Consider the following 18,291-nt stretch of genomic DNA (forward strand, 5'->3'; position numbering starts at 1 on the left):
AACAGGAGGTGACAGGTGACTAACTTGAATAAAGAAAAATCCAGAATAAGAATATTGATAGCCAAACCAGGCCTTGATGGTCACAGTAGAGGGGCAAGAGTAGTGGCCATGCTGCTTCGTAATGCTGGCATGGAGGTCATTTATACTGGATTGAGACAAACCATCGACCAAATTGTATCAGCTGCTATTCAAGAAGATGTAGATGTTATTGGTTTAAGTATATTGTCTGGTGTTCACGTGGAAATAACAAAAAAATTGATGGATAAACTAAAAGAAAAAGGTGTAGATATTCCGGTAGTAGTAGGTGGTGTGATTCCTCCACGGGATATACCAAAATTAGAAGAGCTTGGAGTGGCAAAAGTTTTTCCTGTACATTCATCTTTTGATGAGATATTAAGTTTTTTCAAGGAAAGGTTTGAGAAAAAAGATGTATCTAAGGGTGATAGAGGATTTAAGGAAAGAGAACAACCATGTGAGGTTGGGTAACGTGATATTAAACAAAAAATAGGAGCGCCAAATTTTAATGGGATGGTAAACCTTTTTTAGCATTTGAGTGAATGTCCTCTTGTAATGTTTTTATATTATTTAAGTTTTTTAAATGGAATTTCTTGAGTCTATTTTTTCTTCTTTTAAGTCCATAATAGACGACCTTTGCTGATATTTGGGTTGTTGGTTTAGTCTTTTTTATCCATATAGCCATCAAAAGCATTATGAGTGGATCTGTTATTTCTGGAGTATGATCAGAAAGCCATATCTGGGCAACTTCCACTGAGGTTGCCCAACTTATGCATATAAAAGTGGCCATTGCCCATTTTATTTTGCTTCGTTCCATTGTCCAAATAACACAGCCATAAAAAAACATCTTTTTTATAGCTGTATATGCGGTAACAAACAATTGTCCTTCTAAAAATCCATAAAAAGGTAAAAAATGAAAGTGATGGATAGGTGTTCTTGAAAATTTAAAGGGCCATAATCCATAGATAGTTAAATATGATATTAAGGAGATAAATAATAATCTCGGATTATATATCTTTTTATAGGCATATTTTGTTAGAAAAAGGGCGAAAGTGCTTCCTATAACCTGTGGCAATCCCAATACCCTTGTCTCAATAAAAATTCTAGCTAACAGAGTTATTATTATAATTAAGGAAAAAGATTTAATGTTCAGTGTTTTACCTGTATGTTCTTTATACATATAAAAAAATAGCAGCCAGCCCATTGTATATTTTAAAGTAGTTATCATATCTAATTTTGGATGCAATAAAAGGGGTTTTAAACTATTTTTTATATCTCCAAAATCAAGTGTAGGTACAAATGGGATTGTGTTATATGCTATCCAACAAATAAGAAGTACAAATGGTTTAGATTTCCATAATTCCTCTCCTCTTTTGCCACCAATAAATCTAAATCTAGATACTGCACCAAATGCACCTGCTAAAAAACTACCAAAAACGTTAAAGAAAGTGTCTATTAAGCTTGGGACTCTTCCTTCAACAAAAAATTGTAATACCTGGAGACTGTGTGCAATTAGAATACATATCAGAGTTATAACAAGAGTATAATAAGGTGGATTAAAGGGACTTCGCATGGATCTTACGCCTAAAAAACCAAATGGTATAAACAATAAAAAATTAGTGACAATATCTCCAATGGAAGTGTGAAAATTAAAGTTACAAAAGAGAAAGCTTATAATATTTCCACTTTTCAGTAGATATTCTTGAAAATGAAACTTAAATGGATATAGAGATCCATACATAACAAATAATGTGTAAAAAATGAAAAGTTTAAATTCTGTTTTTGATGGTTGAAAAGGAAAAATATCTTTTAAATTCATATCTATTTGCTTAATAAATTAAAGTATAATTCTTCATATTCTTTTGCCATTTTTTTTGCACTGTATTTTTTTTCAATAAATAGAGACGCATTTTGACCAAGTTGCTTTCTAAAATCATCATCATATCCTAATTTTAAAATGGCATTTTTTAGAGATAGAGGATCCTCAGGCGTAAATAAAAGTCCTGTTTTGTTATTTATAACTATATCCATACACCCTGGAATCCGAGAGGCTATAATTGGTATTCCCATTCCCCCTGCTTCCATAAGACATCTTGGAATGCCTTCTAATCTAGATGGAAGTACAAATATATCAAAACCTTTTAAAAATGAGAGTCTGTCTTCTCTAAAGCCTGTGAAATGAATTTTAGAATCTATCCCAAATTCCTTTGACATGGAAATAAGTCTATTTTTTTCCTTGCCCTCGCCTATTATAAAAAGGTGCCAATCTATTTCTCTTAGGTCTTTTAGTGCGGAAAGTAATATATCCAGCCCTTTTCTTGGGATGAGTTGTCCTATATATCCAATTATAAGAACTTTATTTTCCTTTAGTTTTAATATTTCTTGGGCAATATCTTTTGTATTTTTTACCTCTTCAATATCCACCCCATTTTTTATTAAATGTAATTTTTCTCTTAAAAATGGAATTTTTAAGCAGGATTTGTATAATTCCTCAGATAATGGCACTACTGCATCAAAGAAAGGAAAGATTAATTTATTTATGGTTTCATAAACCATGAGTTTAAAATCTGCTTTCTTGCTCCATCCATGAGGTGTGGTAATAGTCTTGCATCTTGTACTTATGCTTGCAAGAATGCCTATTATATCCTGCTTATATGCATGGGTGTGTATAATGTGTATATTATTTTCTAATATAAATTTTTTTACTTGTTTTACTGCTGAAAAATTAAATCTACCATAAGCTTCAAATATTTTTGTAGAGAATCCAAGGGACTTAGCTTCTCTGCATAAAGGCACTTCCAAACAAGGATGGTCTTTTATTGCAGCAACATGTATGTTAAATTTACTTTTGTCTAAATATTTTATAAGAGCAAGTATCCATCTTTCAGCTCCAAAAAGGCCAGTTGGACTTCCAAGTTGTAGTATATTTAGTCTATTCATAGAAAAAATTTATCCTCCCATAGAGAAAATATTAAAAGCCCCCAAAAAAATACACTGTGATTTTCATATCCTTTTAGCTGTTTTATCCACATTGAGTTTAATTTATCTACATTAAATATTTCCGAAATAAAACTATTTTTTTTATTTATAGCATTTTCAACTAATGGTTTTAGGGCACTACTCAGCCAATTAGCCTCTGGAATGGAAAATCCCTGTTTAGGACGTTCAATAATTTCTGGTGGTAAATATCTTTTAAGGGCACGCCTTAAAAGTATTTTCCCCTTTTTTGATTTTATTTTCAAATCAGTAGGTAAATTAAAGCCAAACTCTATTATTCTATAATCTAAAAGAGGGGCCCTGACTTCTAAAGACACCGCCATACTCATTCTATCCACCTTTACTAACACATCTTCTGGTAGGTAGAAATTTAGATCACAATACTGGGCTCGAGTGATTGGATCTAAGGGTTTTACTCTTTTATAAATTGGGCCAATGAGTTCAAATGGATGAAATCCCCAAAGAGAATCTTTAAATTTTTGGGAATAAATTTTTGCCCTTATATCCATTGGCAACCATATAAGATCCTGAAAAAAGGCCATTTCATCAGATACGCCTAAATTTTGAAAAATAGTTTTTAGTCGCAAAAATTTAGGGAGTTTTGAAGATCTGGGGTAGATATTTCCAATAAATGAAAACAAGAGTTTTTTTAAAGTCAATGGGATGTATCTTTTTACGAAACATTCATAAAAATGGGGAATGTATCTAAATGTGTATCCTCCAAAGGATTCATCTCCCCCATCTCCTGACAAGGATACAGTGCAATTTTCTCTCGCCATTTTGCACACATAATATGTAGGAATAGCACTTGAATCAGCAAGGGGCTCATCAAAGTGATATATGATTTTTTGTAAAATATTGGTTATATCTGGTTTTACAATGTACTCCCTGTGGTTTGTTTTAAAAATAGACGCTATTTGTTTTGCAATTGGAAGTTCATTAAATTTTTCATGATCAAAGCCAATGGAATTTGTTAGTATTTTAGAGGAAGAGATTTGACTCATCATTGCAACAACTAAAGATGAATCTATTCCACCTGATAAAAAAGCACCCAATGGTACATCGCTTATCATTCTTAGCCTTACTGCATCTTCAAATATTTCAAAAAAATTTTCTAAAGCATCCTCTAAAGTGAGTTTATTATTTGGTTTAAATTCTATGTGCCAGTATTTGTTTTTATTAATGCCTTTTTCATCAAAAATTATATAATGCCCAGGTTCTAACTTTTTTACATCCTTAAAGATTGTCCTTGGTGAAGGGATGTATCCATAACAAAAATAACAATCTAACGCTTCATAATCTATATTTTTTGATATATGATTGGTTTTTAAGAGGGCCTTTATTTCTGACGCAAATATAATTTTTTCTTTATTGTAAGAGTAATAAAGAGGCTTTTTTCCTATTCTATCCCTTGCTAGAAAAAGTTTTTTTTTCTTAATATCCCATATGGCAAAAGCAAACATGCCATTAAATTTGTTTAAACATTCAATACCCCATTTTAGATAAGATTTTAAAATAACCTCTGTATCACTGCGAGTGTTAAAAACATATCCATATGATTTAAGTTCTGCTTTTATTTCTTTAAAATTATAAATTTCACCATTAAAAATGATTGCAGCCTTACCTTGCTCAACTATAGGCTGTGTACCAGTTTCCAGGTCAATAATACTGAGTCTTCTATGCCCAAGACATGCGTATTTATCCACATAATACCCTTCATCATCTGGTCCCCTATGAACAAGGGTATTAGTCATGGACTTTATAAGAAATTTGGATTCTTGTTTATTAATTCCTTTAAAATCTATAAAACCTGCAATTCCACACATAATTTTTAATTATTAGTTTGTGTTACTAAGTTGTCTGTAAATCTTTTTATAGTTTTCTATCATATCTTTAAAAAGAAATTTTTCTTTTACTTGTTTTTGACCATTTTTACCTATTTTTTCTAACAATTCCCTATTGTTATATGCATAAATTAAAACTCTAGCAAGAGATTTCCAGTCATTTGATTCTACTAACCATCCAGATAAATTATTCTCTATTAGCTCTACATTGCCGCCAACTTTGGTTGCAATACAAGGCACTGAAAAACTCATTGCTTCTAGTATTGCCATGGAAATACCTTCACTAAAACTGGTTAAAACAAACACATCAAAGGCTGCAACTAATCTTGACGCATCTTTTTTATATCCTGTTAGGAGTATAATATCTTCTAGTTGTTTGTCCTCTATAATCTTGTTTAATTTAGAAAATTCAGGTCCATCTCCTATGATAACACATTTTAAATTTGGAATTTGATTTTTGGCAATTTTTATACCTTTAATTAACATGGGAAAATTCTTTATAGGGTCAAGTCTTCCAACACTTCCAACTATAAAATCATCCTCATCTAAATTTAACTTTTTTCTACACTCTTTTTTTAAATGGTCTGTATCTATATCTTCTATTTTTATACCATTATAAATTACTTGGATTTTTTTTTCAGATACACCTTCATATTCTATTAATCTATTTTTTATATCATTAGATACTGCCACTACTTTATGTGTTAGTTTGTTTATCAACAATTTGTTAAATAATATTTTCTTTTTATTCTTTATTTCAGGGTAAAACCTACCATGTTCTTCAAATAAAAGATATGGCTTTGGATTAAATAATCTAGAGAGAGCAGAATAGAACCACGGAGTTGTTTGATGGGCATGAATTATATTGGTTTGAAATTCTTTTGTATATTTTGAAAGTAAGTAGGGGATATATATGTCAACTCCTTCTTCTCTGTATAAAGATATTACAGGGACTTGCTTATTTCTTAAGATTTTTCCCCAGATTCCAACTTCATCTAAACAAATTACAGATATTTGAAATTCTTTTTTTAGCTCCAAAGCCATGTCCAGAGCAAGTTTCTCAGCTCCCCCTGGATTTAGACTATGGACTACAAAGGTAATTTTTGTTTTATTTGCCATATTTTCTCTATAAAAATTCTCTTAATTTCTCTTGAAAAGGTTTTTATGTTTTCTCTAAAGGTAGTTTTCCACTTATATTTTTGAGGCACAAAAGTCTCTGGCTCTCCAAAATCGTAATTGTGTTTTAGAGGCCTGTTTGCGGAGTGGTTTTTTAAATTATCGAAATATGCTTGTTGAAAACCAAATACACATAAGATAACCATTGGCCTTGTTAGATAAGCTGTATTAAACTTAAGTAAATCGTCCAAGCATCTATTAAAAAAGAATTTAGCCTTTTCTAGGAATAACTTTCTTTCTTTTTCAGATATATATTTTGTTACACAATTTAATACATAAGCCTTTCTTATATCCTGTGCTGGCCATGTTTCTGTTGGAATTTCTACTTTGTGGAGAACATCTTTATAAGGTACTTCGTTTTTTAATATCCACCTGCCATAGTGTATTAGACTATCACGTCCGTAAAAATACATCCAATCTATTTCATTTAATTCTAATTTTAGACACAAATATTTATCAAGGATTTGCAAATAAACTAGATATGACCATCTAAATTCAGGATCATCTAAATTTAATTTTTCTATATCATCCTTAGGATGAATAGTTCTTCTAATAAGTTCTTCTGCTTTGAAAAGATATTTTCTGTTATTTGTTAAAATATATGCGTCTATTAGTGCATTTATTGAATTTCCCGCTCCTCTACCCGGGCGGTGAAACTTAGGATCAACTGTTTGTGAAGCTAGTCCTGTTGGGTCATGGTCTAAAATACAAAAAAGAGAGTTATCTCCTTTGTCCATTTCTATTACCCAATTAGCCAATTCTAAGACTGCTTCTTTGGCCTGAATATTCCCAGTTAGGAGGTAGAAATACAAAAGTCCTGTTGTGTAGTTGTGTTCATTTGATGGCCCCCCACCAGGTGAAGGGTTTAGCCGAGAATAAGTCCTATGTGTGGCAGTTTTTGCTTCCACATAGTGGTCTGTGTGCCAAAACATCCCATGATTATAGGCTGCTTTGTCTTTGTCTGTATGATATATGTCTATATCAAATGTGTGTTTGGCAAGAGGCTCTAATAGTTCAAACCACTTAAAATCTCCAGATCTAAGGAAATGGACAATTGCACCATATAAAAAATCATATTGGTTATTATAATGGGATACAAAAGGGGTGTCCCCTTTATGATTTACTGCCTCGTGGTCGCTAAATATGTCTCCGAAATTTCTCCAGCCATACTCGTCTATTACCTCATTTTTTTTAAAAAAGGAATTAGGACCAATAATTATGTTTTTTATGTATTTGAGGTAATTTTCGTTAGAATCTTGTTCTTCTGGCACAAAGTAGGGAATTGTCTCTGATGTGTGGATCCAGTAGGGATTGATTTCAAAATTGGGAGGAAACATAAAATTAAATAATCTCTCTCCCTTTTCGTCAGAGTCTATATCAATATAAATAGTATGAGTCTTTTTTTCTCCTCCCTGTAATTCATAAAGTATTTGTGTTTGTTTTGGAAACAGAGAAAGTTTTATCAAATCTTTTTGAACTTTAATAGATTTGGGAAAATTTTGCCAAAAATTTTTTATACTAAATGAAATGTTTTTTTCTGATTTTGCAATTATTAAAGGATTGATTCTATCTCCACTTATTTTTTTTGTTAAACATCCATCATTATATTCGTGTATGAAAAAGCCTTTAAATTTTACAGTTAAATTTCCATCCTTATCTATGTGGTTAGGAGAATTCCAATTTGTTCCACCGCTGGAGTTTTGATGGATAATAAATTTATCAAAATTTTTAGATACAATAATCTCCTTATTCTTTGTCTTATCTATATAGCATGTTAATTCCTTTATTGGTTTGTCTAACTTATATAAAATTGAAAAATCTTTAAAAAATATAGATCCTGGATCTCCAAGATCCCATTTACCTGAAGGATGAATAGAAGGATTTGGATTATGTATTTCTGCGTCTATTTTAATAATGGATGATTGGCAAAAAAAGGAAATTATAAATCTTAAATTTATATATTTTTTGCCTGAAATTAATAATTTGCCTTTAATTTCAATATCTATCCTTAACCTTCCAATATGTAAGAAATTGATATTTTTTTCTTTTAAATCTTGAAAAGAAAACTTTTTATTATTTTTTGTTGTCAAAGAAAAATCAATATCTATATTCTTGAATATAGAGTTTAAATTTTTATCTAAAACAAAATAAAAGGATCCTGTAGAAAGGTTTATTTTTTGTTCTGATTTCTCTATATTAAACTTAATCTTTTCTTGCAATTTTTCCTTTTGGTTAGAGGTCCCTAAAAATAAAAAAGTGGTATTCTTAATAGGTTTGGCAATAAAAATATCCAATATGCACCACTTTATACTTTTATCTGGCCAATAAAGAAGAGGTGTAAGTTCACTCACATATGAATTCTTATTTTGGTCTAAAACTAATAGCTTGTCTTTATTATAAAGAAAGCCCTTCTTTAATGGAAGGCCTATTGTAAAAATATACGGATAACCTTGGGTAAACTGTGGGGTGAGGAATTTTATAGTAAATTGAGTATTGCCCATTTATTTTAATTTTGTTAAATGTTCATTGTTGATTTTTTAGTAATAATTAATCTAATTGGTTATATCAAGTTTTTTATTTATTAATCCCTTTTTAGAAGGAAAAAAGCTGGGGCTATGAAGCGCAAAATTAAGAAATGTGTTCACCTATTTTTTAAAACCATTTCCTTTCCCTTGTATATTTATTTTTTGTTTGTAGCCATATTTTTAGAAAAAAAGAGAGTCTTTTCTAATTTGATGCAGTTTTGTTCCCTATTTCCTGGACTTTTTGGAGAGTGGCTGAGAAAGTGTGTATTGGAGTGGATAACTAAGACAAATTTAATTGACTCTTTTGTAGGATTTGGTACTACTTTTTCTGATTCAAGGGTGAAAATAGGTAGGGGAGTTTATATTGGTCCTAGGTGTGATATTGGGTATGCTGAAATAGGTGATAATACTTTATTAGGCACAGGGGTTCATATAATTAGTGGTACTAGACAACATTTTTTTCACCGATTGGATATACCAATAAAAGAACAGGGGGGTGAATTAAAAAAAGTCGTTATTGGAGAGGATGTCTGGATAGGAAATGGTGCAATAGTGGGAGCTGATATTGGAAAAGGGGCTGTTATTGGGGCAGGTAGTGTGGTTGTGTCTCCTGTTCCTGACTATGCTGTGGTTCAAGGCAACCCTGCAAAAATTTTAAAATACAGAAAATAATAAAGGATATAAAATGGTAATTAACATTGAAATTAAAGGAAGAATAGTTTATTATAATTAAAAAAAAAGCAGGATCAATTTATGTCAAAAAACAAACATACGATATTGATAATTGAGGACGATGCAGTTCAGCGAGAACTTTTAAAAGAGTTTCTTTCAGAACAGGGATTTTCTTTGTTATTTGCTAAAGATGGATTAGATGGTCTAGAAAAAATAAAAAAATACAAATATGATTTGGTGATAGCTGATATTAGATTGCCTTATGTCAGCGGTATTGGGTTGATTAAGTGTTTAAGACAGGAACATCCAAATATTCCTGTAATTTGTGTTACAGGATATGGCCATTATCCAAAAGAAATAGCAAGAGAAGAGTCTCCAGATGTTCTATTGGAAAAACCCTATGATCTGAATGTGTTGATAGAAAACATCAATAACCTCCTAAAATAGTAAGAATCACTGGTGTAGAACTATGAGTTTGTCTAAGCCTAAAATAGTGGGAAAAAGCAAGATAATTAAAGAGATTATTAGACTCACCAAACAGGTTGGAGATTATGATTTGAATGTCCTTATTACAGGTGAAAGTGGGGTTGGCAAGGAATTGGTTGCACGTGCGCTTCACTATTATTCTTTTAGGGCTAAGGAACCTTTTATAAAAATCAATTGTGCTGCTATTCCAGCTGAACTGTTGGAATCAGAACTTTTTGGATATGAAAAAGGGGCATTTACAGGAGCTACTTCTTCAAGAATTGGCAAGTTCGAATTGGCTAGGTCAGGAACAATATTTTTAGATGAAATTGGTGAAATTTCGATTAGTTTGCAAGCAAAATTATTGCAGGTTCTTCAGGATAGGTGTTTTTTCAGAGTAGGAGGACATAGAGAAATAAAGACAACCGCCAGGGTGGTAGCTGCAACTAACAGAAATTTAGAGGCAGAAATTACTGCTGGTAGTTTTAGGGAAGATCTTTTTTATAGACTAAGTACTATATGCATTCATATCCCCCCACTTAGAGAGAGAAAAGAAGATATACTTCCACTTGTGGAATATTTTATTAAGGAAATGAAGAAACAATATCCTCATAAAAATTTATCAATACCTCCTGATCTTGCCGAAGTTTTTTTAAAATACCACTGGCCAGGTAATGTGAGAGAGCTTTATAATTATATTCAAAGACTTTTTGTTCTTGGAGATATAAACGCAGTAAGAGATGAATTACTAGATAAAATAAAGGAAACTGATTTCGGTGGTCCAAGTGTTAATGATTCTATAGATGAGATTGACGCCTCATTAACTAATCGAATAAAAAATAAAGACATTCCCTCTCTTAAAGAAATAAAGGATTCTATTACTAAGAAAGTAGAACGAATGGTTATCTTAAAAATATTAAATGAAACTAATTGGAATAGAAAGGAAACAGCAAAACTCCTCAAAATTAGCTACCGGGCCTTACTCTATAAAATGAAAGATATGAACATAACTCCTCCCCCAGGAATAAGATAATAATCCAAATTTCTTTTTAAGTCTGCATAAGTTTTTTCCAAGATTAAATTTCTTGTAAACATTTTTAGGAATTTGTCTTTAGTAGCGAATTCGCAACCACTTTAAGGAATTAAGTAGCAACTCTGCAACTATTTGATACAAAATCAAGACCATGATCTGTTAATCTTCTGGGAGTTAATAGTTAGCGTTAGTTTGGCATCTAACTTGCAGGTAATTCATCATGAAAAAAAAAGTGGCTTTTACAATCTGGAATGAGAGAATAGCTCCTTTATTTGATGTTGCCAAGAGTTTTTTGGTGGTAGAATTTGATGGGAAAAATATTGTTGAAGAATATATGGAATATGTTGAATCAACTGATTTTTTTGAAAGAATAAAAGAGGTTCTATCACTTAATTTAGATGGATTGGTTTGCGGTGGGATATCAAGACAGTACTTTGAAGTACTTACATCAAATGGAATTGCGGTTATTCCTTTTATTTCAGGTTGCGTGCAAAAGGTAAAAGAGGCTTATTTTACAGGCAAATTAAATGAAAAACCTTTTATTATGCCAGGATGTGTTAAGTCTAGGCATAGAATTTTAAGGAGGTGGAATATGCCAGGTCAAGGTAGTGGAAGAGGTCAAGGAGGAGGTAGAGGTATGGGTGGCGGCGGAAGAGGTATGGGTGGCGGTCGAATGCGAGGCACGGTAGATGGGATGTGTATTTGCCCAAAGTGCGGGCATAAAGAAGAGCATTATAGAGGACAACCTTGTTTTGAGAGGTTGTGCCCAAATTGCAAAATACCCCTTAGAAGGGCATAAAAAATTAAAAAGGAGGTGATGGTTATGCCAGGAGGTGATAGGACTGGACCATTGGGCGCAGGCCCACGTACAGGAAGAGGACTTGGATATTGTTCTGGAAATCCCCATCCAGGTTGGGTATATGGCCCAGGAAGAGGTTGGGGATTTGGTAGAGGTAGAGGATGGGGCAGAGGATTTTGGGGTAGAGGAAGAAGATGGTGGTACGGACCCTATTATCCCGCTCCTTATTCTGTTCCCTATGATGAGGAGACTGAAAAAAAGACTTTGGAAGCAGAGGCGAATTTTCTCAAAAATAGGCTTAAAGAATTAGAACAGAGACTGGCTGAACTTACACAAAAATAGCTAACTTTCCTGTAATGGTGGGAGTTTGTGGAAGTGATGTATCAATCTAATGGGAGGCGGAAGCTCGATAATAATTGCTTCCGCCTCGAAGAGGAGGAATTATGAAAATAGCAATAACAACTACAGGTGATGATTTAAATAGTGAAATAGATCCAAGATTTGGTAGAGCAAGAAAATTTTTAATTTATGATACAGAGACAAAAGAGTACAAAGTAATAGACAATTCCCAGAATTTGAATTTGCCCCAAGGTGCTGGACTTCAATCAGCGCAAAATGTAGCTTCAGAAGGAGCAAAAGCAGTAATAACAGGTCATGTAGGTCCAAAGGCCTTTAATTTGCTCACAGCAGCAAAAATTCCTGTATATTTGACTGACCTTAAAACAGTAAAAGAGGCAATTGATGCTTATTTAGCAGGAAAGCTTGAGCCTGCCAAATCATTTGATAAAGAGGGGCATTGGATATGAAAATATGTGTTGCCTCAGGTAAGGGCGGAACAGGGAAGACCACTGTTGCAGTTAATCTTGCTACTGCCATTGATGAAGAAGTGGTTTTGCTAGATTGTGACGTTGAAGAACCTAATGCAAATCTTTTTTTAAAGGGTGATTTTATTGACAAGGAAATCTCCTATGTGAAAGTTCCAAAGGTAGATGAATCCTTATGTGATGGATGTCGGAAATGTACAGAAATATGTGAATTTAAAGCCATCATTGTTATAGAAAAGGTTCCTATGCTTTTTTATGATTTGTGTCATAGTTGTGGTGCATGCTATCATATTTGTCCCCAAAAGGCGATCAGTGAAGTGGATAGAAGAATCGGGGAAATTAACCACTATGAAAAAAATAATGTTCAGTTGTATGAAGGTAGATTAGATATTGGAGTTGCAATGGCACCTCCAATTATCAAGGGATTAAAAAGACATATTGAAAACGATAAAATTTGTATTTTGGATGCACCTCCAGGAACTACCTGTCCAACTATTGAAACATTAAAAGATTGCGATGTGGCAATTTTAGTTACAGAACCCACCCCCTTTGGGTTAAATGACCTTATCTTGGCCATTGAGGTTACAAGACAATTAAATATTCCCTTTGGGGTTGTAATAAATCGTTCAGATATGGGAGATGATAGGGTACACAACTATTTAAAAGAGGAAAATATTCCTCTTTTAATGGAGATAAAACACGATATTGAAATAGCCAGGTTATATTCTAAAGGTAAAGTGATTGTGGAAGAAATCCCTAAATATAAGGAAATGTTTTTAGAATTAAAAGATAAGGCTTTTGATCTTTCAAAAAAGGAATGATAGCATAATTTAAAAAGAGAAACAAAAAGGAGCATATGTTATGAAAAAAGTGGGAATAATTCGTTGCCAACAAGTGGAAGATATATGTCCTGGTACTAAATGTTTTAATGTGACCAAAGAAGGTAAAGGAGCTTTTGAAGATATAGGTTCTGTTGAAATAGTGGGATTTGTTACTTGTGGGGGATGTCCTGGCAAACGAGCGGTCTCAAGAGCAAAGCTTATGGTGGATAGAGGGGCTGATGCGATTGTTTTTGGCTCTTGTATTTCTAAGGGTAGTTTTCCTTGCCCTCATTTTGAACAAATTAAAGAAGCCACAAGAAAGAAAATTGGAACAGAAATACCAATAATCGAATACACCCATTAAACTAAAACATGTGCTACCTGCTTATAACATAGGAATGCGTGGTTAAATAGTGGTAAATTACTTATAAGTGAGATGAACAAAAGGTGAAGAGTTATGGAACCAAAAGAAGTTGTCATCATCAGTGGAAAGGGAGGAACTGGGAAGACGTCAATTACAGGTGCTTTTGCTTCTCTTTTTAAAAAACTTGTATTAGCAGATTGTGATGTTGATGCTGCAGATTTACATCTAATTTTAAAACCTGAACTTATCCAAAAAGAAGATTTTTATAGTGGTCATGAACCAAAATGGATTGAAGAAAAATGTGTTTTTTGTGGAACCTGTGAAGAAATGTGCCGTTTTAATGCCATTTCTATTGATGGACAAAATTTCAATTTAGATCTAAACTCCTGTGAAGGGTGTGGAGTTTGTGTCCATTTTTGTCCGGAGGAAGCATTTTTGTTTGAAGATAGGTGGTGTGGACATTGGATGGTATCTAATACTAAATATGGTCCAATGGTGCATGCAAGACTCGGAATTGGTGCTGAAAATTCTGGAAAGCTTGTTTCATTTGTCAGGCAAAAGGCTCGGGAAATAGCTATTTCTCAAAATATTGACAAAATTTTAATAGATGGGCCACCTGGGATTGGATGTCCTGTAATAGCTTCAGTAACAGGTACCCATTTTGTAGTAATTATAACTGAACCTACAGTATCAGGAATCCATGATATGGAAAGGGTTATTTCTCTCACAAAACATTTTAATATCCCTGCTGGGGTTATTGTAAATAAATGGGATTTAAATGAAGATATTACACAAAAAATAGAAAAAAAATGTCTTGATGAAGGACTTACCTGTTTGGGAAGACTACCATATGACCCTGTTTTTACCAAGGCTCAGATTAATGGAACCAATATAATAGATTACAGCGAAAGTAAGGTTAAAAATGAACTGGTAAATATATATAATAACTTAGTGAAAACAATAGGAAATTAATGAAGGAGGATTCTATATGAGAATAGCTCTACCAGTGGCAGGCGGAAGACTTTGTATGCATTTTGGACATTGTGAACAGTTTGCTTTAATTGATGTTGATACAGAAACAAAGGCCATTACGGGAAAACAAATGGTCACACCACCGGCACATCAACCTGGAATCCTTCCCCCCTGGATAAAGGACCAAGGTGTCAGTTTAGTCATAGCAGGGGGTATGGGAAGAAGGGCCATTGATTTATTTAATCAAATGGGTGTTCAGGTATTAGTAGGTGCACCCTCTGATGAACCTGAAAAAATAGTTGAGGCATATCTTAATGGAACACTTGTAACAGGACAAAATGTGTGTGATCATTAAAAAATTTGCCTTGGATTGGATATAAATTACATCCTTCACGAATATTAGTAATCCTTATCTAACTTTCTAAGGAGAACCCTCACTTTATCCGTGCGGGTAGAGTGAGGTTTTTTTATAAGTTAATATCGTTATTATTAAAGGCATAAAATTTCTCTATTATTGTTAATGTGGTAAATCAGATTAAATTACCCTATTGCATATAGATTTATTAAGCCTTATACAGGACTTTCAGAGATTAGTGATAGTAGGGTCTTTTTAATTCATTAATTATAGCATGTTATTGTTTCATAGGTTGTAGAACCCAATTGTCGTCTATGTAGTATCCAAAGGCTTTGAGCACGTCTTTTTGAAATTGTGTAGGTTCTGCAAGTTGCCAAGGGGGCTTCTTGGTCCCGGGCTTCCATACAATTAAAGAATTTAGGATTCGCATCTATTCTATTATCTTTTCTGGTGTCACCTGTCCTAAAATTGGATCTATCTTGAATTCTAAAAGATGTTTCATAGATAGTCTAGGGGACTGAAAAAAGTCCCCTGTGATGATTTAATTTGTAAAGGATCCCTTAAAATTGGGTTTTCTTTTCTCTAAAAAGGCAGTTGCTCCTTCTTTTGCATCTGCACTAGCAAATGATGTGGCAAAAGCCTCAACCTCCAATGCGCAACCAGTAACGAGATCTACCTCAGAACCCCTATTAATAACTTCCTTAATTGCCCTCAATGCAACTGCTGATTTGTTTGCCATGGCCTTAGCAACTTCCATTGTTTTATCCAAAAGTTCCTCTGGTTTGAAAACCTTTGCCACTAAACCGAGTTCCTTCGCTTCTTGGGCACTTATTTGTTCCCCAGTCATGCAAAGCTCCTTGGCCCTTGCCTTTCCAACCAATCTGGCAAGTCTCTGAGTGCCCCCAAAACCTGGAATTATCCCAAGATTTATTTCAGGTTGCCCAAATTTTGCCTTTTCAGATGCATAGATAAAGTCACAACTCATGGCCATTTCACATCCACCACCCAGGGCATATCCATTTACGCAAGCAATGGTTGGGATAGGAAGGTTTTCTATTTTAAAAAAAACGTCCTGTCCTTTTTTTGCAAAAAGTCTGGCTTGAAGGGAATTCATCTTTGGAAATTCAGAAATATCAGCACCAGCCACAAAGGCCTTATCCCCCGCACCAGTAATTACAAGAACCCTGGCTAGATTTTCTTTATAAATCCTGTCTATCACATCCTCTATTTCACTTAATGTCTCAGGATTTAATGCGTTTAAAACCTTAGGCCTATTAATAGTTAATAGGGCAACCTTTTCTTTCACTTCAAAAAGAATATTTTTATAATCCATAGCACCCTCCTTAAAGTTATGAGTTTATGGGTTTCATTGAAAAATTAACTTGTAGTTGATCTATATGATTTTTTTACTTTTGTCCATTCAACAGAGACATAAACAACAATTCTCGGTGAGTTTGTAAACGTAGGATTTACAAGGAAATAGTTGAAAAATTATAATGATCTTTCTAAAAAAAATATAAAAACATAAAAAAATGTTATATTCGCACATTTAACAAAATAAAGCCGAAAAATCAAATTATTTCTCACTGAGAATTGCGAAGTAAATTATATATTTTATAGACTGTCTTAATCTCTTAAAAATTTATCTTGACTTTTAAGGAGATTAGACAAAGTGAGGTAAATGAAAAAAATGTAATAAAAAAGACATTTCTTGGGATTTGATGGTCGGAGTAGTTAGTAAATCAATACATAGCCCTAATTGGAGGAAGGAAATTTTTTCTTGTTACCAATGAGTTTTTAAATTCACCACAGGCTCTCACAAAATTCATTCCCCATGAAGGGATGTGGGGTCCGTAAATATGGTTATAACACGCAAAGGTATTTTTATATAAAAGTCCATCCTTTCCACTACAAATACCTTCCCCTCTTTTTAAATCCAATACAAATGCAAATTCTCCCTCTTTAATTTCACAACTTGAGTAATGAAATTCATGACCTAAAAATTCTGAATCTTTCTTGAAAAAGGGGTTGTCCCTGGTTGTTAGGGCCCTTGTGTAGCCATGTCCTTGTGGTTTTTTATGGATCCTGATTTTACAAGGAAACACACCAGCCATAGGATATAAGCCATGTTTTGTAAAAATTTCCCTGCACAAATACATAAGGCCACCGCATTCAGCATATATAGGCATACCTATCTGGGCACAATTAAATACCCACTCCCTCATCTGTTTATTTTTTGACAAAAGATCAGCCTGGGTCTCAGGAAATCCTCCACCAAGATAGATACCATGAATTTCCTGGGGAGGTCTTAAATCTGATATTAAACTAAATTCAACTATATTTGCCCCACATGCCTTAAGGAGTTCTAAATTTTCTTCATAGTAAAACCACAATGAACTATCACGTACTACCCCAACATTTACAGGCTCACTCACCACCCTTTTGGGCCATATTGGTTTTATTTCAAATTCATGGCTAACATCTTTCGCTATTTTTAAAATTCCATCTAAGTCCACATTGTCACCAACAACCTGGGCCAGATAATTTAAATTGTCTTCACTTTCGTATTCCCTATGGGAAATAAGCCCCATATGTCTTTCTGGAATTGGATCCTTTTTCAGTTTAGGAATAGCACCCAGAACCTTTATATCTGTATATCTTTCAACTGACTTGGTTAAAATCTTTTTGTGTCTGCTACCAGCAACTCTATTAAAAATCACACCTTCTAATTTAAAATCTGGTTCCAGATTGTTACACCCAAGTAACATAGCAGCTACTGTTCTTGTAACCTTTGTACAATCAACAACTACTATTACAGGAGAGCCGAGCACCTTAGCTAAGTAAGCTGTTGAACAAGAACCTTCTACATCTAATCCATCAAAAATTCCCCTATTTCCCTCTATTATTGAAATATCAAAATCCTGGGCCTTTAGAGAAAAGATATTACGAATAGATTCTTCATCCATAAAAAAAGGATCCAGATTACTAGCACTTTCGCCTGCTGCCAGCGCCAGCCAGGCTGCGTCTATATAATCTGGACCCTTTTTAAAGGGCTTTATCCGAAACCCTTTATTTCTTAAAGATTTAATCAATCCAAGGGTTACTATGGTCTTTCCTGAACCTCCTCCAAGTCCACCTATCAGGATCCTGGGATATGAAATTTTAGGATAACCATGATTCAATTTATTATGCTTCACCCTCTGCTTCTGCCTGTTTTCCAACACCAGGAAGAGAATACATGGTTGTTGAACCACTTGACCAGAATACTAATTTTCCTTCATCAACTAATTCATTTACAATCTTTTTGGCCATTCTTGGTTTCTCACCCAGAATCTTTGCAAGGTCGTTAAAATAAAATTTAGTTTTGTTTTTTGATTTTTTTTCTAATTCTTTGAGTAGTTTTTCCTTTTGTTCTTCATAGGCCATTTT

19 protein-coding genes are annotated in these 18,291 nt (G+C 33.4%); 11 read left to right on the plus strand and 8 right to left on the minus strand.

Features of this window, described 5'->3' with window-relative positions; genetic code table 11:
* Positions 1-15: 15 nt before the first annotated feature.
* Positions 16-486, plus strand: a complete 471-nt coding sequence (locus ACYQ1E_RS07160; RefSeq protein ID WP_459877140.1) for a cobalamin B12-binding domain-containing protein — start codon at positions 16-18, stop codon at positions 484-486.
* A 34-nt stretch (positions 487-520) separates the two neighbouring features.
* Here ACYQ1E_RS07160 and ACYQ1E_RS07165 read toward each other — a convergent pair whose 3' ends face one another.
* Genes ACYQ1E_RS07165 through ACYQ1E_RS07185 form a run of 5 tightly spaced genes read right to left on the minus strand, consistent with a single transcriptional unit; the run spans position 521 to position 8,533 of the window.
* On the minus strand, positions 521-1,834 hold the full coding sequence (locus tag ACYQ1E_RS07165; RefSeq protein WP_459877142.1) for a VanZ family protein: 1,314 nt from the start codon (positions 1,832-1,834) through the stop codon (positions 521-523).
* Positions 1,835-1,836: 2 nt separating this feature from the next.
* Positions 1,837-2,955, minus strand: coding sequence for a glycosyltransferase family 4 protein (locus ACYQ1E_RS07170; RefSeq protein WP_459877144.1), 1,119 nt, complete (start codon positions 2,953-2,955; stop codon positions 1,837-1,839).
* On the minus strand, positions 2,952-4,838 hold the full coding sequence (asnB, locus tag ACYQ1E_RS07175) for an asparagine synthase (glutamine-hydrolyzing) (RefSeq protein WP_459877147.1): 1,887 nt from the start codon (positions 4,836-4,838) through the stop codon (positions 2,952-2,954). Before asnB ends, ACYQ1E_RS07170 begins: the two co-directional genes overlap by 4 nt.
* A 12-nt stretch (positions 4,839-4,850) precedes the next feature.
* Positions 4,851-5,975 (minus strand): glycosyltransferase, encoded by a 1,125-nt coding sequence (locus tag ACYQ1E_RS07180; protein WP_459877150.1) that lies wholly within the window; start codon positions 5,973-5,975, stop codon positions 4,851-4,853.
* Positions 5,945-8,533, minus strand: coding sequence for an RIFT barrel domain-containing protein (locus ACYQ1E_RS07185; RefSeq protein WP_459877153.1), 2,589 nt, complete (start codon positions 8,531-8,533; stop codon positions 5,945-5,947). Before ACYQ1E_RS07185 ends, ACYQ1E_RS07180 begins: the two co-directional genes overlap by 31 nt.
* A gap of 114 nt (positions 8,534-8,647) precedes the next feature.
* Between ACYQ1E_RS07185 and ACYQ1E_RS07190 the strand changes: the two genes are divergently transcribed.
* From ACYQ1E_RS07190 to ACYQ1E_RS07235, 10 genes are all read left to right on the plus strand, one after another.
* Positions 8,648-9,229: an acyltransferase gene (locus tag ACYQ1E_RS07190; protein ID WP_459877156.1), complete on the plus strand. Its 582-nt coding sequence runs from the start codon at positions 8,648-8,650 to the stop codon at positions 9,227-9,229.
* Between the two features lie 81 nt (positions 9,230-9,310).
* A complete protein-coding gene (locus ACYQ1E_RS07195) occupies positions 9,311-9,676 on the plus strand; it encodes a response regulator (RefSeq protein WP_459877158.1) in 366 nt (121 codons plus the stop codon).
* A 22-nt stretch (positions 9,677-9,698) separates the two neighbouring features.
* Positions 9,699-10,727 carry a sigma-54 interaction domain-containing protein gene (locus tag ACYQ1E_RS07200; protein WP_459877160.1) on the plus strand — a complete coding sequence of 343 codons (1,029 nt, stop codon included), beginning with the start codon at positions 9,699-9,701 and terminating at the stop codon, positions 10,725-10,727.
* Positions 10,728-10,947: 220 nt separating this feature from the next.
* Positions 10,948-11,526, plus strand: a complete 579-nt coding sequence (locus tag ACYQ1E_RS07205; protein ID WP_459877163.1) for a NifB/NifX family molybdenum-iron cluster-binding protein — start codon at positions 10,948-10,950, stop codon at positions 11,524-11,526.
* A gap of 24 nt (positions 11,527-11,550) precedes the next feature.
* Positions 11,551-11,868, plus strand: a complete 318-nt coding sequence (locus ACYQ1E_RS07210) for a DUF5320 domain-containing protein (RefSeq protein ID WP_459877166.1) — start codon at positions 11,551-11,553, stop codon at positions 11,866-11,868.
* A gap of 101 nt (positions 11,869-11,969) precedes the next feature.
* A complete protein-coding gene (locus ACYQ1E_RS07215; RefSeq protein ID WP_459877169.1) occupies positions 11,970-12,332 on the plus strand; it encodes a NifB/NifX family molybdenum-iron cluster-binding protein in 363 nt (120 codons plus the stop codon).
* Entirely contained in the window at positions 12,329-13,171 is an 843-nt protein-coding gene (locus ACYQ1E_RS07220; RefSeq protein WP_459877172.1) for a nucleotide-binding protein, read from the plus strand. Before ACYQ1E_RS07215 ends, ACYQ1E_RS07220 begins: the two co-directional genes overlap by 4 nt.
* Positions 13,172-13,211: 40 nt before the next feature.
* Complete coding sequence (locus ACYQ1E_RS07225; protein ID WP_459877175.1) at positions 13,212-13,535, plus strand: CGGC domain-containing protein; 324 nt, start codon at positions 13,212-13,214, stop codon at positions 13,533-13,535.
* A gap of 93 nt (positions 13,536-13,628) precedes the next feature.
* Complete coding sequence (locus ACYQ1E_RS07230) at positions 13,629-14,507, plus strand: ATP-binding protein (protein ID WP_459877177.1); 879 nt, start codon at positions 13,629-13,631, stop codon at positions 14,505-14,507.
* Between the two features lie 16 nt (positions 14,508-14,523).
* Positions 14,524-14,862 carry a NifB/NifX family molybdenum-iron cluster-binding protein gene (locus ACYQ1E_RS07235; protein ID WP_459877180.1) on the plus strand — a complete coding sequence of 113 codons (339 nt, stop codon included), beginning with the start codon at positions 14,524-14,526 and terminating at the stop codon, positions 14,860-14,862.
* A 541-nt stretch (positions 14,863-15,403) separates the two neighbouring features.
* Here ACYQ1E_RS07235 and ACYQ1E_RS07240 read toward each other — a convergent pair.
* From ACYQ1E_RS07240 to ACYQ1E_RS07250, 3 genes are all read right to left on the minus strand, one after another.
* A complete protein-coding gene (locus tag ACYQ1E_RS07240; protein ID WP_459877182.1) occupies positions 15,404-16,195 on the minus strand; it encodes an enoyl-CoA hydratase/isomerase family protein in 792 nt (263 codons plus the stop codon).
* A 409-nt stretch (positions 16,196-16,604) separates the two neighbouring features.
* Positions 16,605-18,059, minus strand: coding sequence for a cobyrinic acid a,c-diamide synthase CobB (locus ACYQ1E_RS07245; protein ID WP_459877185.1), 1,455 nt, complete (start codon positions 18,057-18,059; stop codon positions 16,605-16,607).
* A complete protein-coding gene (locus tag ACYQ1E_RS07250) occupies positions 18,049-18,288 on the minus strand; it encodes a dissimilatory sulfite reductase D family protein (RefSeq protein WP_459877188.1) in 240 nt (79 codons plus the stop codon). Before ACYQ1E_RS07250 ends, ACYQ1E_RS07245 begins: the two co-directional genes overlap by 11 nt.
* Positions 18,289-18,291: the final 3 nt, after the last annotated feature.

The organism is Desulfothermus naphthae (genome assembly GCF_054657475.1).

Excerpts from the sequence above, each read along its gene's own strand:
- ACYQ1E_RS07165 (WP_459877142.1), bottom strand. The coding sequence starts at position 1,834 with ATGAATTTAAAAGATATTTTTCCTTTTCAACCATCAAAAACAGAATTT.
- ACYQ1E_RS07170 (WP_459877144.1), bottom strand. The coding sequence starts at position 2,955 with ATGAATAGACTAAATATACTACAACTTGGAAGTCCAACTGGCCTTTTT.
- asnB (WP_459877147.1), bottom strand. The coding sequence starts at position 4,838 with ATGTGTGGAATTGCAGGTTTTATAGATTTTAAAGGAATTAATAAACAA.
- ACYQ1E_RS07180 (WP_459877150.1), bottom strand. The coding sequence starts at position 5,975 with ATGGCAAATAAAACAAAAATTACCTTTGTAGTCCATAGTCTAAATCCA.
- ACYQ1E_RS07185 (WP_459877153.1), bottom strand. The coding sequence starts at position 8,533 with ATGGGCAATACTCAATTTACTATAAAATTCCTCACCCCACAGTTTACC.
- ACYQ1E_RS07190 (WP_459877156.1), top strand. The coding sequence starts at position 8,648 with ATGAAGCGCAAAATTAAGAAATGTGTTCACCTATTTTTTAAAACCATT.
- ACYQ1E_RS07195 (WP_459877158.1), top strand. The coding sequence starts at position 9,311 with ATGTCAAAAAACAAACATACGATATTGATAATTGAGGACGATGCAGTT.
- ACYQ1E_RS07200 (WP_459877160.1), top strand. The coding sequence starts at position 9,699 with ATGAGTTTGTCTAAGCCTAAAATAGTGGGAAAAAGCAAGATAATTAAA.
- ACYQ1E_RS07205 (WP_459877163.1), top strand. The coding sequence starts at position 10,948 with ATGAAAAAAAAAGTGGCTTTTACAATCTGGAATGAGAGAATAGCTCCT.
- ACYQ1E_RS07210 (WP_459877166.1), top strand. The coding sequence starts at position 11,551 with ATGCCAGGAGGTGATAGGACTGGACCATTGGGCGCAGGCCCACGTACA.
- ACYQ1E_RS07215 (WP_459877169.1), top strand. The coding sequence starts at position 11,970 with ATGAAAATAGCAATAACAACTACAGGTGATGATTTAAATAGTGAAATA.
- ACYQ1E_RS07220 (WP_459877172.1), top strand. The coding sequence starts at position 12,329 with ATGAAAATATGTGTTGCCTCAGGTAAGGGCGGAACAGGGAAGACCACT.
- ACYQ1E_RS07225 (WP_459877175.1), top strand. The coding sequence starts at position 13,212 with ATGAAAAAAGTGGGAATAATTCGTTGCCAACAAGTGGAAGATATATGT.
- ACYQ1E_RS07230 (WP_459877177.1), top strand. The coding sequence starts at position 13,629 with ATGGAACCAAAAGAAGTTGTCATCATCAGTGGAAAGGGAGGAACTGGG.
- ACYQ1E_RS07235 (WP_459877180.1), top strand. The coding sequence starts at position 14,524 with ATGAGAATAGCTCTACCAGTGGCAGGCGGAAGACTTTGTATGCATTTT.
- ACYQ1E_RS07240 (WP_459877182.1), bottom strand. The coding sequence starts at position 16,195 with ATGGATTATAAAAATATTCTTTTTGAAGTGAAAGAAAAGGTTGCCCTA.
- ACYQ1E_RS07250 (WP_459877188.1), bottom strand. The coding sequence starts at position 18,288 with ATGGCCTATGAAGAACAAAAGGAAAAACTACTCAAAGAATTAGAAAAA.